Origin of the sequence: Paraburkholderia caffeinitolerans (assembly GCF_902859945.1) — a bacterium.
Lineage (GTDB): Bacteria > Pseudomonadota > Gammaproteobacteria > Burkholderiales > Burkholderiaceae > Paraburkholderia > Paraburkholderia caffeinitolerans.
The window spans coordinates 1-14037 of the sequence record NZ_CADIKL010000015.1; the positions used below are offsets into that span (position 1 = coordinate 1).

5 protein-coding genes are annotated in these 14037 nt (G+C 67.1%); 3 read left to right on the forward strand and 2 right to left on the reverse strand.

Features of this window, described 5'->3' with window-relative positions; translation table 11 throughout:
* Window positions 1-1566: serine/threonine-protein kinase (locus HV773_RS16575; protein WP_246282294.1), on the reverse strand; the 1566-nt coding region annotated here is incomplete at its 3' end.
* A 264-nt stretch (window positions 1567-1830) separates the two neighbouring features.
* On the opposite strand from HV773_RS16575, the gene HV773_RS16580 reads away from it, so the two are divergent.
* The 3 genes from HV773_RS16580 to HV773_RS16590 all read left to right on the forward strand — a co-directional run bounded on the left by HV773_RS16580 (window position 1831) and on the right by HV773_RS16590 (window position 12963).
* On the forward strand, window positions 1831-4122 hold the full coding sequence (locus HV773_RS16580) for a CHAT domain-containing protein (RefSeq protein WP_246282295.1): 2292 nt from the start codon (window positions 1831-1833) through the stop codon (window positions 4120-4122).
* 1 nt (window position 4123) lies between these two features.
* On the forward strand, window positions 4124-5872 hold the full coding sequence (locus HV773_RS16585; RefSeq protein ID WP_175195603.1) for a ShlB/FhaC/HecB family hemolysin secretion/activation protein: 1749 nt from the start codon (window positions 4124-4126) through the stop codon (window positions 5870-5872).
* A 107-nt stretch (window positions 5873-5979) separates the two neighbouring features.
* Window positions 5980-12963 carry a two-partner secretion domain-containing protein gene (locus tag HV773_RS16590; RefSeq protein WP_175195605.1) on the forward strand — a complete coding sequence of 2328 codons (6984 nt, stop codon included), beginning with the start codon at window positions 5980-5982 and terminating at the stop codon, window positions 12961-12963.
* On the opposite strand, the gene HV773_RS16595 is transcribed toward HV773_RS16590, so the two are convergent.
* On the reverse strand, window positions 12960-13967 hold the full coding sequence (locus HV773_RS16595; protein ID WP_175195607.1) for a LirA/MavJ family T4SS effector: 1008 nt from the start codon (window positions 13965-13967) through the stop codon (window positions 12960-12962). The genes HV773_RS16590 and HV773_RS16595 overlap by 4 nt on opposite strands.
* Window positions 13968-14037 lie beyond the last annotated feature (70 nt).

Genomic DNA, 14037 nt, shown 5'->3' on the forward strand with positions numbered 1-14037 from the left:
CGGCGGCACGGGAGGCAGGGTGGCGGCGGCGCTTGCGGTCGCGAGCGCCGCGGCGGTCGGCGCGCTGGCTGAGGCCGGGGCCTGGCCTGCCGGCGTGATATGCAGGGTTACGCGCGGCATCTGATCGGATGGCTGCAGCGCGACCCAAGCCCCCACGGCGGCGACGATGACGACCCCCGCGCCGATCACCAGCGGCATGGTGCGTTTGCGGCGAGCGGGCGCTGGCGTGGATTTCGTGGCGGCCGTGGCTGTCGTGGGCGGCGTGGGCGTTGCCGCTCGCGCTACGGCAGGAGACGCAGCCGGCGTTGAAGCTGCCGAGGCCGATGATGCCGATGATGCCGATGATGCCGCCGGTGCCGCCGCCCCCGGCAACGGCAGCGCACTTTCCCTTTCGCGCAACGCATAAGGCTGCGCGAATTCCTGCCCCGCGCCTGCGTGTCCGCTCGCGGCATCGCCGCCTGCCATGATGCCCAGCTCCGCCGCGAGCGCGCGCACGTCCTGCGGACGCTCCTCGGGCCGCACGGCGAGCGCGTGGTCGATGGCGCGCAGGAATTCGTCGCCATAGCGTCCCGCCGCCGTGGTGGCGAGCGGCGCATAGGTGTCGCCCATCAGCCGGCCGACGGAGGCGGGCGGCGTCTTGCCCTCGATGGCGTAATAGACCACGGCCGCGAGCGCGTAGATGTCGGTCCACGGGCCCTGCTTCATCGACGGCACCTCGGCGTACTGCTCGACCGGCGCATAGCCCGGCTTGAGGATCACCGTGAGCGCCTGGGTCATGTCGCCAATCACGCGCCGCGCCGCGCCGAAGTCGAGCAGCAGCGGACGCTGGCTGCCCTTGAGCAGCATGATGTTGTCGGGCGCGATGTCGCGATGGAAGCACTGCGCGCCGTGCAGCACCGCGAGCGCGTCGATGAGCGGCGCGAGCAGCCCGCGCAGCCAGGCCTCGGTGGGCGGCATGCCGAGCTGGCGCAGCGTCTCCTTGAGCGTCACGCCTTCGTAGTACGGCATCACCATATAGGCGGTGCCGTTGGCCTCCCAGAAGCGGTAGACCTTGACGAGCGAGTGATGGTCGAACTGCGCGAGCAGCTGCGCTTCGTTGATGAAGCTCTTGAGCCCGGCGCGGAAGGTGTCCTCGTGGCGCTGCGAGCGCACCGTGACATTGGCGCTGCCGGCCACGCGCGCGGCGAGCGCGGCCGGGATGTACTCCTTGAGCGCCACGTGGCGGCGCAGCAGCGTGTCCCAGGCGAGATAGACGATGCCGAAGCCGCCTTCGCCGATCAGCCCGACGATCTCGAACTCGGCGATGCGCGTGTTGATCGGCAGCGCCTGGTGGGCGGCTTCGGGCGTGGCGGGTGTTGATCCCGCCGGGTCGTTCGGGCCCGTCTCCGCAGGCTGCGGCTGCAACTGCGTTTGCATCTGCGTTTGCGCCTGCGCGGCCTCATCTTCGCTGGCCGGCGGCGCGTGCGCCGATGCGTCCTGAATCATCGTTGCGTCGTCTACGCGTGGCGCGTCCTGTCCGCTGGGCGGGGACACGATGACCGTCTTGTCGTCAGGGCTGCTGCTCATGCTGCTCATCTAGCGGAGTTCCGTGTCGGGCGAGGCTGGACGCACGCCCATCCAACACCTAGACGAATCGGCATGGCCGATTTTGAACGTGTCGCGATGGTGCGCGCTGACCTGTCTACGTTAGCCCACATGGATTTTTTCGCGCGCTTTCAAAAACCTTCGCCCCACTTCGTCTTAAGACATAGGAAATGGCCCGCCGGACTCCGCTCCGGTTGCGCGCTCTGGGCCCGGTCGCGTGATGTTTCTTTCCTGCAGGAAAGCGAAGTGGACGAACTCGAACATCGGTTGGCCTCCGGGCAGGCTGGCGCGCCGCTTGCCCGGACGACAGCGGCGCTGCGTGCGCCGCTGGGCGCGCTGCTCTGTGCGTTGTTGCTCGGCGTAGCGGCGCCGCGTGCTGCAAGCGCGGCGGGCAGCGGGACCGGCAGTGGCGCGAGCAGCGCAACGAAACCCGCCGCAGCCGCGCCGGGCAGCACTGCGAAATCCGCCGCGGACGCGCCAGCGTCGGGCCTCGCGCCCGAATCGCAGGGCTTCCGTGAGGCCGCCGAGCGCGAGCGCGACGCCGAAACGCTCAAGTCGCTCACTGACGAAGGCCGGCTGCTGCTCTCGCGCGACCGCGTCGAACTGCCGGCTTACGACTACTGCAGCATGTCGGTGGCGGCGGCGGAGCGGGGCGACTTCCGCGACAGCATCAACGCGGCGGCGCGCGCGCTCGTGGTGGCGCAGCGTACCGACAACGCAGACCTCGTCGCGCTCTCCAAGCGCGATCTCGCGATTGCCTACAGCTACGCGGGCGACCTCGACGACGCCGACAAATACGCGAAGGAAGCGCTGGCCTCGCACCCGAAGGCGCCCGACCAGGTGTTCGCGCCCGCCAACAAGGTGCTCGGCGACGTGGCGCTGCGGCGCGGCGATGCGCAGGCCGCGCTCGCGGCCTACGACGAATCGATGCTCACGGCCTCGCCGCGCTTCAGGCCGCTCGTGCAGCTCTCGATCACGAACGCGCAGATCGCCATCGGCGACACGGGGGCCGCGCGCCAGACGCTCGACTCGACTGAGGTGAGCGGCGAACTCGCGCCCGCGCGCGGCCGCATCGAAGGCAAGCTGCTGCTCGCCGAGGGCAAGCCCGCCGAGGCGCTCAAGGTCTACCAGGCACAGCTCGCCAGCGCCGGCGCGGGCGGCGCGAGCGAAGCCAGCTACGACAACCTCTGGGTGCACGAAGGCATCGGCCGCGCCTATCTCGCGCTCGGCGACAAGGACCACGCGCGTGAGGCCTACATGGCCGCCGTGGACGACTCCGAAAAAATCCGCTCGCGCTTTCGCAGCGACGAGTTCAAGACGGGCCTCTTCGGCGACACGCAGTCGGTGTTCGAAGAGGCGATCAAGTTGACCGTCGATGCGGGCGACTACGAGGGCGCATGGAATCTTTCCGAGCGCAGCCGGGCGCGCGCGCTGCTCGACGTGGTGCGCAACCGCGTGGAAGCGGGTGTGAACGACCAGCAGTTGAACGGCACCGTGCCGACGCTCCAGACGGTGCGCGACGCGCTGCGCCCCAACGAGGCCATCGTCGAGTACCACAGCCTGAAGGACACGCTCGTGGTGTGGGTGATCCGCAAGAGCGGCCTGTCGGGCCACACGCTGCCGCTCAAGCGCGCCGACATCGACACGGCTGTGACCGACGTGCGCAACGCCATCGTGCACCGGAGCAAGAACGCGATCACTTACGGCGACAAGCTCTATGCGCTGCTCATCGCGCCGCTCGCGCTGCAGCCCGGCGAGCGGCTCATCATCGTGCCGCACGGCGCGCTGCACTATCTGCCGTTCCAGGCGCTGCACGGCCCCGGCGGCTTCCTGATCGAGCAGCACCCGATCGCGCTCGAACCTTCGGCGAGCGTCGCGATGCAGCTCGAAGCGCGCCGCCAGAAAGTGGCCAGCAACCTCGTGGCGTTCGGCAATCCGCGCATCGCGCCCGCCTATGCGCTGCCCGGCGCGCAGGCCGAGGTGGAGGGCATCGCGCCGCTGTTCGCGACCAAGGCGCTGTTCCTGCAAGGCGCCGCCACCCGCGCGCAGTTCCGCGAGAGCGCGCCGGACGGGCGCGTTCTGCACGTCGCCACGCACGCCCAGGCCGACACCATCGACCCGCTGCACTCGCGCATCCTGCTCGCGCCCGCCACCCAGCCCGCCGACGGCCCCGACTCGCTGCTCGCGCTCGACGTCTACAACCTCAAGCTCAACGACGTCTCGCTCGTCACGCTCTCGGCCTGCGAGACCGGGCTCGGGCGCATCGCGCGCGGCGACGAAATCCTCGGCTTCACGCGCGCGTTCTTCTATGCGGGCGCAACCAGCCTGATCGTGTCGATGTGGCCGGTGGCCGACGAATCCACGGCCATCACCATGCGCACGTTCTATTCGCAGCTTTCGCAGGGCCAGGAAGCGATCGACGCCATGCGCGCCGCGCAGCTCGCCGTCATGAAGGAGCCGCGCTTCGCGCATCCGTTCTTCTGGGCGCCGTTCGACCTGATGGGCGGCTGGCGTCTTTCCATCGCGCGCGGATCATGACATGAAAAGAGGAATCCGAACGATTGCCGCGCTCGCCTGCTCGGGCAGCGCGCTCGCCTGGGGGCAGACGCCGCCGGGCGCGGGCAGCATCCCCCCGATCCAGACCCGGCCGGACGTGGGCAACGTGCTGAACCAGGCGCCGCCGAACTCGGGCAGCATCCTGCAGCAGACCGCGCCGCGCGACACGCGCCCCGCGCCGCTGGGCGGCGCGCCCGCGCTCCCGGCGGAGCCCGTGCCGGGCGCGCCGACCGTGCAGCCGGGCGGCGCGAGCTTCGTGCTCAAAGGCATCACGCTCAAAGGCAACGACACGATTCCCGCCGACGAGCTGCTCGCGCCGGTCCAAAGCAAGATCGGCAGCGAGGTGAACTTCACCGGCTTGCAGGCCATCGCCGCGCAGATCACCCAGGTTTACCGCGCGCGCGGCTACGTGCTCGCACAAGTGGTGATCCCGCCGCAGGATGTGACCTCGGGCCAGGTGACGATGAGCGTGCTCGAAGGACGCGTGGGCCATGTGCGCCTCGACGTGGCTGCCGGCACGCCGATCAAGGAGTCGCTGCTGCGCGCGCGCGTGGAGCAGATTCCGGTGGGCGCGCCGCTCCAGCAGCAGGTGCTCGAACGCACCATGCTGCTGCTTTCCGATCTGCCCGGCATTACGGTGACGTCGTCCATCGAGTCGGGCAACGAGCCCGGCACCGTGGATCTCACGATCAACGTCGCGCCCGCCAAACGCTGGACCTTCGCCGCCGATCTCGACAACTACGGCGCGGCCACCAGCGGCACCTGGCGGTTGGGCGGCCTCGCGCGGCTGAACTCGCCGTTCGGCATCGGCGACAACCTCGATTTGCGCATCCTCGGCGCGGAGCGGCTCGACACCGCGTATGGCCGCGTGGGTTACGAAGCGCCGGTGAACGCCTACGGCACGCGCGTGGGCGTGGCGGTGGCGCGCCTGAACTACACGCTCGGCAAGCAGTATTCCTCGCTCGACGCGACCGGCGACGCCACGGTGGTCGATCTCACGGTCACGCATCCGCTGCTGCGCACCCGCAACCAGAATGTGCTCGCGCGCGCGAACCTCGAGTTCCGCGATCTCTCGGACAACATCGGCGTCGTCGACGACCACAACCGGCGCTCGATGGTCGAAGGCAGTGTGGGGCTCACCTACGAAAGCCGCGACGGGCTGTTCGGCGGCGGTTTCAACAGCGCGGACATCGAACTGCTGATCGGCAGCCTGCATTTCAAGGACGCCGCGAACTACGCGATCGACCAGTCGCAGTTCGGGCGCAACACCGCAGGCAACGAAGTGCGCGCGACTTTCTTCGCGAACCGGCTCAACGCGGTGACCGAGAAAGTGAGCCTGTTTTTCGGCTTCTCGGGGCAATGGGCGGCGACCAACCTCGACAACTCCTCGCGCTTCCTGCTGGGCGGCCCGCACGCGGTGCGCGCTTATTCGCCCTCCGAAGGCCTGGTCGACGAAGGCTTCGTGGCGACCGCCGAAGCGCGCTACGCGGTGACCTCGAAGATCACCGCGTTCACGTTCTTCGATTTCGGCACTGGCTGGTACAACGCAAATCCGCGCCCGAACCAGGGGCCGAACAACATCACGCGCAGCGGCGCGGGCTTGGGGGCGTACCTCGCGCTGCCATATGGATTCGCATGGCAGGGCACCGTGGCGTGGCGCACGACCTCGCCCGACACGACCGGCAACGACAAGCTGCCGACGTTCTATATGCAGTTGAGCAAGACGTTTTGAAGATGCCGGCGAGGTGTGCGATGAACAAGCGGGGCGGCAATCGGGCGGGTGGGGCAACCGACAGGGCGTCTGGGCGGGTCACAGAGCGCCCGGGACGCAAGGCAAACGTGCGCCCGCTTCAGGCCAAGGCGATTGCGAGCGTGGTGGCGGCGCTGTTCGAAGCCACCTGGGCCACTTCGCTGCTCGCCAATCCCACCGGCGCGCAGGTGGTGGCCGGCGGCGTGACGGTGAGCTCGCCCAGCGCCTCGCAGATGAACATCACGCAAAGCACGCCGAACGCCATCGTGAACTGGAACACGTTCTCGATCGGCGCGGGCGAGGCGGTGAATATTGCGCAGCCTTCGGTATCGTCGGCGCTGCTCAATCGCGTGGTGGGCAACAACCCCAGCGACATCGCCGGGCGTCTCTCCGCGAACGGCCGCGTCTTTCTCGTCAATCCGGCAGGCGTGATCTTCGCGCCGGGGTCTTCCGTGAACGTGGGCTCGCTCGTGGCGTCTACGCTAGGCATCTCGAACGCGGACTTCCTTGCGGGCAACTTCCATTTCATCGGCAAGGCGCCGGGCGCGGTAGTCAACGCGGGGTCGATCACGGCGGCGGACGGCGGCACCATCGCGCTGCTCGGCGGCACCGTGAGCAATACCGGCGTCGTGGCCGCGAAGCTCGGCACGGTCGCGCTGGGCGCGGGCAGCGACGTTACGCTCGACTTCGCCGGTGACGGGCTTACCACGCTGAAGATCAACGCGGGCACGGCGGGCGCACTGATCGGCAACGCGGGCACGCTTGCCGCCGACGGCGGCACCGTGGTCATGAGCGCGCAAACCGCCGACGCGCTGGCGGGCACGGTCATCAACCAGCAGGGCATCGTGCGCGCGCAAAGCCTCGCTGCGCGCGACGGCCATATCGTGCTGGATGGCGGCACCAGCGGCGAGACCTATGTGTCGGGCACGCTCGACGCCTCGGGCGGCGCGGGGCTCACGGGCGGACAGATCGACGTGACGGGCTACGACGTGGGCCTGCTCGCGGGCGCGAATTTGAACGCGAGCGGCGCGGCGGGCGGCGGCAGCGTGCGCGTGGGTGGCGGCGCGGCGGGCGCGGACCCAACTATTCGCAATGCGGATGCGGTGTGGATGGACCCGAATGCGCAGATCCATGCCGATGCGCTTACGAACGGCAACGGCGGGCATATCGTGGCGTACGGGACGACCGCTGCGCGGCTTTACGGCACGCTGAGCGCGAACGGCGGCGCGCAGGGTGGCAACGGCGGTTATGTCGAGACTTCCGCGCATTACCTCGACACGAATGGCGCCACGGTACAGGCGCTGGCACCGAAGGGCACGGGCGGGATGTGGGAGCTCGACCCGTTCGAGATCGATATCGTGGCCCAGCCCACGGGCACGATTTTGAGTCCGACCGGGACCCCGCCGAGCGTGATGTTCGGCCCCGCCTCCAGCACTTCGGTGGTGATGTTTACGGCGATCCAGGACGAACTGAATGCCGGCACTTCGGTGACGGTGTCGACGGTCAATTCGCCGGTTTCCGCCAACGGGCTCGGCAACATTAATGTTCAGGCGCCGATCGTGATGACGGGCGCCTCGCCCGCCACGCTCACATTGAGCGCTTCGGGTTCGATCACCGTCACCAACAACATCACCTCGACCGGCGGACCGCTCGGGATCGTGCTGGACGCCAACGTGGGCAATTCGACCAGTGCCGGCGTCATTACCGTGCGGGGCGGACCGGAGGCGCCGGTCCAGCTGTTCTCGAATGGCGGCGACATCACGATCGGCACCCAGGCGGGGCTGCCGGCCACTTTCGACGGCGCGGCGGTGCTGCTCTCGTACGCGAACATCGACGCGCGCGTGGGCCAGTCCGCAGCGAATTCGAGCGGCTCGGTCACGATCCACGGCCAGGCGCCGGCCGCCGTCGCGCTCAGCGGGCAGAGCCATCTGGACGCGGTGGGCATCTACAGTTCGAGCATCGCGACGTCCACGGGCGACATCGAAATCGAAGGGACCCAGGGCAGCGGCACCACGACTCCGGTGGGCGGCGTGTACATCAGCTCGGCTATCCAGCCCGAGCCGAGCATACTGCCGACGGGCGGCTCGACGGTGACCACGGGCAGCGGCTCGGTGCGCATCTATGGCATTGGGGCGGATTCGCTCGGCAACGAGCCTTACCAGGTGTCGGGCGTCGCCATCGACGACGCCTCGACGATCCAGACCAACGGCGGCTCGATCGACATTCGCGGGCAGGTGACGGGTGCGAGAACCGATCAGAGCACGACCACGAACCTCGATCAGGGCGTGTTGATCGCCACCGGGGCGACGCTGTACGCGCAGGGCGCGGGCGGGACGATCGCCATTACCGGGTCCAGCAACTCGGCGAGCCCCGGTGTCACGGTTTCGAGCTACCTGGACGGACAGCTCACCGCCGTCCCCAGCATCCAGACCGGCACGAACGGCATCGTCACGATACGCGCGGCAAACGACGGCAGCACCAGCGGTCTGTATTTCTACGGGACACCTAACGTTTCGTCGCCGGGCGGCACGCTCATCCTGCTGCCGGGCGTCGTCAATGCGGACTTCAGCATCGGCAATTCGGACGCCACGCCGATCGCCTTGGGCGATGGCGCAGCGGCCTTCGGCATCAACACCTACGCCATGGCCATGCTGTCCAGCTTCGCCAACGTGGTGATCGGCAGCGCGACGCAAACGGGCAGCATCTCCGTCGCCCCCGAGACCTCGGTCTCGACCAATCTGACGCTGGAGAACAACGGCTCGGGCAGCAAGGGCATTGATCTGTCGGGCGGTATATTCATGCCGGAAAACACCCTGACGCTGATCTCGGCGGGACCGGTCACGCAGGGCGGCGCGATCCAGGCCGTCACCGTGGTGCTGGGCGGGCCGGGCACCTTCACGCTGAACAACACGGGCAATGCGGTCGGCACCTTGTCGCTCTATGGCACGGGCAACGTGAATTTCGTCGATTCGCAAACCTTGACGCTCGCGGCCACCGGCGCGAACAGCTACGACGCGGCGTCGGGCACCTTCACCAGCCTTGGCTCCATCTCGGCGATCTCGATTGCCGGCGATCTGGTTGTAACGACCGGCGAGGGCGATATCAACGTCAACACGCCCATCGTGAGCACGGCGAGCGGCGCCACGACGCTCTCGTTGAACGCGGAGGGCTACGTGAATGTCGACGCCAGTACGAATCCATCCGGCAATGCAACGATCGGCGCGGCGTCAGGCGCCGGCCCGCTGAACGTCACGCTCGACGCCCAGGCGTACGGCGAGCCCGGCTCTACCGGCGTGACGATCGCCAACACGACCTTCAATACCAACGGCGGCACGTTCACGATCGGCGATACGGCCAGCAGCGCGGTCAGCATCACGAACTCGACGATCGCCACCCAGGGCGGCGCGGTGAGCATCACGGGCACCAGCGGATTCGGCGATGGCGTTGCGCTCGGTTATTCGACCATCGCCGCAGCGGGCGGCGGCGTGTCGATCAGTGGCACTTCGCTCTATGACGGCAACGGCATCACCCTGAATCAGAGTTCGATTGGGACTACGAATGGTGCAGTGACGTTGAGCGGATCGGGCGACGCCACCCTCGCCAGTTCGGCGGCCACCTATAGCGGCATCTCGATCTCGGGCGCGGGCTCGGGCGGCGTGAGCGCCATCAATGTGACGGGCAGCGGCGCGGTCACGCTCACGGGCAGGATGGGATTCAATTTCGGGTCCGGAATCAAGCTCACGAATGCGTCGATTGCCGCGAACGGCGGCGCGATCAAGCTGAGCAGCACGGATTCGACGTCGTCCGCCTCGACCGGCATCGAACTCGACTCGTCCATCATCAGCAATACCAGCGGCGCGGTCACGCTCACGGGCAACAGCATCAGCAACGGCGCGAGCAACGGCGTCGTGCTGAACTATTCGCTGATTGCCACCGGCACGGGGAATGCGACGATCAACGGAACCACGTCGGGCCTGGGCCCGGGTGTTTATCTGTTCGACAGCGGCGTCCATACGGCGGGCGGCGCGATCTCCGTGGCGGGCGCGTCGAGTTCGTCGGGGAGCGGAGCAAATTATGGCGTGCAGGTGCAGGGCGATTATGTGAGCGGCCAGGGCGGTTCGGCTGGCGGCGCGGCGTTTAGCGCCACGGGTAGCGGCGCGATCGGCATCAGCGGCACGGCGAGCAATTCGGCGGGGACGGCCTATGGCGTGTCGATCAACACGGCCACGCTCGACGCCCAGGCGGGGGGGATTCAGGTGAGCGGAACCGTGCCGCTCGGGACGGCGCAATCGGCCACGGCGGCTCCCGCGTACGCGACCGGCGTGGTGCTCGCGGGCACGACCATGCAGACCACCACGGGAACGATTGGGGTGACCGGCACGGCGACGGGGAACTACACAGCGTATGGCGTCCAGATGACGGGCGGCGCGCTCAGCACCAGCGGCGGCAATATCTCCTTCAACGGCACCGCGCAGAGCAGTTCGCAGGCCTTCACCTTCGGCGTGTTGCTCCAGGGGCAGAACTCGGAGGTGTCGGCAGGCACGTCGAATGCCGTGCTTTCGGCGGGCGGCAGCGGCGCGATCGGCATCACGGGGACGGCGTCGGGCTACTACGGGTACGGAGTCGAAATTTCGCAGTCGAACCTGGCGACGTTGGCTGGCCCGCTCACGGTGAGCGGCACCGCGAACGTCAACTCCAGCGGCACTGGCGTGGTGCTTTCGAACACGCTGATCAATGGCGCGGCCGGCAACGTGCAGATCTCCGGAACGACGAACGACGCACCAGGCCAGTCGCATACGGACGGCTTTGGCATCTCGGCCTACGGCAGTTCGATCCAGACCACCAGCGGCAGCGTGACGTTGAGCGGCGCGGCCACCGGCGCGACGGACTATGCGTATGGCACCTTCCTTTCCGGCGGCTACCTCGCCACCGGCTCTACCACCGCGCAGCCCGCGATTCAGACCGGCAGTGGGGCGATCACGGTCAACGGCAGCGTTCCCGCAACAACCTATGGCAGCGTGGGCATCGATCTCGTCGGCGCGGGCATTGCGTCGACCAGCGGCACGATCACGCTCACGGGCCTCACCACGGGCACGCCCACGACGGGCCTTTCGTCGACGGGCGTGGTGCTTGGCGCGGCCAATTCGGATTCCAGCTCGGTGGGCCTGGTGAGCGTATCGAGCGCTCCGGGCACGACGCTCACCACCGGCAGCGGCACGCTCGCGATCCGCGGCAGCGGCTCAGGCAACGGCGTGCAAGGCGTGCTCGTGGCCGACGGCTCGCAAATCGTTTCGAACAACGGCGGGACCATCGACATCCGTGGCGTGGCAACGAGTCCGACCACTAGCGCGAGCGGCGGCAATATTCAGTATGACTACGGAACGCTCGTATACAGCGGAACGATCGCGGCCACGCAGCCCAACACCGTGATCTCGATCGCAGGTTCGACCAACACGTCGGATGCCGGCTTGGCCTTCGGCGCCGTTGCGGTACCGGCCTCCTTCAACTACGCCTCGGGCCCTGTGCAGGTAAACGCGGGCCCCAACGGCACCGTCGCGCTGCGCTCCGCCAACGACGGCACCACGACGAGCCTCGCCGACAGCGGCGCGCCCATCACGTCCTCGGGTGGCACGCTCGCGATCCTGCCCGCGAGCGTCAACCCCACGACCTTCGCCTTCATCGCCTCGGACAGCACGCCGATTACGCTGTTCGGCACCGGCGCGGCGGGCTTGAGCATCGACGCGGGCCTGTACTCGATGTTCTCCGGCTTCTCGGCGCTCGCGCTCGGTTCGAGCACGCAGACGGGCCTCATCACCGTGAGCGGCGTCTGCCCCTCGCAAGGCGCCTGCACGTCGCTCGTCAAGCCGACCCTGAACCAGAGCCTCACGCTGATGAATACCGGCAGCGGCAGCCACGGCATTCAACTGCTCTACGGCATTTCGCTCGGCAACAATACGCTCACGCTGGCCTCGGCGGGCGCGGTCACGGACCCGGGCGGCATCCAGGCAGCCGGGCTGCTGCTACAGGGGCCCGGCAACTTCACGCTGAACGATCCCGAGAACGACGTGGGCGTGCTGGCCATGCTCAACGCCGGCAATGTGAACTTCCTGAATTCGACGAGCTTCGTGATCGGCCCGATCGTGAGCCGTTCCTTCGACGCGGCATCGAACACCGCCACCACGATCGACGCAACCAACTCCAGTCTTACCGGGAACCTGCTCGCCCAAGCCGCGACGGGCGGGGTGGGGCTGGGCGGCGGCACGGCGTCGGCCAACGGCCCGACCGGCGGCAAGAATACCAACCTGAGCGCGGGCGGCACGATCGATCTCGTGATGGAGAACGGCGTATTCACCAACAACGGCACGGGCAACGTGAGCGCGACCAACAATTGGCGCATCTGGGCTTCGACATGGATGGGCGAGACGCGCGGCAACGTGCAGCCCAACACCTCGCAGCCGAACTTCTACGGCTGCGCGTACGGTGCGGGATGCAGTTGGGGCGGCGTGGTGCCGCTCACGGGCGACCACTTCGTGTACATCGCGCGGCCCACGGTGATCGTGACCGCCAATGGCGCGACGAAACTCGTGGGCGCGCCGAATCCGAACTTCGGCTTTACCACGAGTGGCCTCATCAACGGCGACACCACCGCCACGCTGAACGGCACGTTCTCGACCAGCGCGACAACCAATTCGCCGACCGGGCAATATCCGATCGACCCGGCGTTCTTCTCGAGCGTGGGCTATATCGTGCAAAACGCGCCGGGCACGCTCACGGTGTCGTTGCCGCCCCCGCCACCCGCACCGCCGTCGACGGCGCCGCGCTACGCTCAGGATCTGCCGCTGGCGGTGAGCGCGATGCAGTCGTTCTTCGGCATGAGCGAGAAGACCTTCGTGTACGAGAACAACCTGCAGGGCACCAATATCTGCGTGGGCTCGAATCAGCCGCTCTTCACGACCACGCCGCCCGGCAGCGATCAGGATCTGCTCGCGGTCGAGTGGAAACGCGTGCGCTCGCAACCGAATTTGAATAGCTGCATGCTGTTGAACGGGCAGCATGGCTGCGGCGATTTTTAGGTTTTCACATAGGGATCGAACTTGGGATTGGCGCCCTTCGGGAAGGCGATGCGCGCCGATGCATTACGGTTCTCCATGCTCTCGGTTTGCATGAAGGTCATGATCTCGTCCACTTCCTTTTCCGATTTCTTCAGCTTCTTGACGAGATAATCGCGCATGTTGTACAAGGATTTGCGCTTGGCCATGCGGGCACGTAGAAATGCTCGCAGGACCGGGCAAAATTCCGGCGACGAGTCGCCAACCAGCCACATGTTGAGATTTTCCGGAGAGCGGAAGTCGAGCGCGTCGTTGCCAATCGAGGTATCCGTGACCAGTAGATCTAGAAGGAAGGTCCACAGATTACAGGTCCTGCCCTTTTGCCACGGGGCGATGCTTGCGAATATCGTTGCTTCCTGGTTCACCGGAACGGTCTTGATTGCGCCCGCCCGGATCAGGATGTACCACTGCAGGCGATGGGTGTATTCGCCGTGCTTCTCGCCCGCGCCGACGTCCTTCCAGTGCTGCTTCAGCGCCAGCGACTCCTTGAACACATTCCCAAAGACGAAGCCGGCATAGTTCGGGAGCCGCTCGCCGACGACCATGAACCCGTGGGCGCGCTCGAACTCGTCCAGCGAGGCCGTCAGAAGCTTGGAGTAGTCACTGTCCTTCTCCGGCGGAGCCTTCGCCTTGTAGGCGGCCTCCTGTTTCTGGAAGTAATCGATCGCCCGCGATTTGGCGGAATAGTATTTGTTTATCCGCTGCGTCATGTCCTCATCCAGTTTGATCAAGGCATTCCGTATGACCGGTTCGCCGCTGATCGGCGCGCGCGGGCCATAGGACAGATAGTGGCCTATCCTCAGATAGTCATTGAAATGGGGAGACTGGCTCAACAGCTTGCCGTCTACCCTCAAGCCCTTGACAGGGGCCTTTTGGTCCTTGAGGCCGGACTCCGGCTTCTTGCTCTCGATCTCCTTGTCGTCGAAGGCCGCTATCAATTCTGCACGAATCTCTTCCAGCGATTTCATCTTGATTCTCCAAGGGATGGCCGCAGCCATCGCGCCGGCGTTGCCGGCGCAGCATCGGTTTTCAATGTGA

Bases quoted from the DNA above. Each gene is read 5' to 3' on its own strand.
- HV773_RS16585 (WP_175195603.1), top strand. From the start codon at position 4,124: ATGAAAAGAGGAATCCGAACGATTGCCGCGCTCGCCTGCTCGGGCAGC.
- HV773_RS16595 (WP_175195607.1), bottom strand. From the start codon at position 13,967: ATGAAATCGCTGGAAGAGATTCGTGCAGAATTGATAGCGGCCTTCGAC.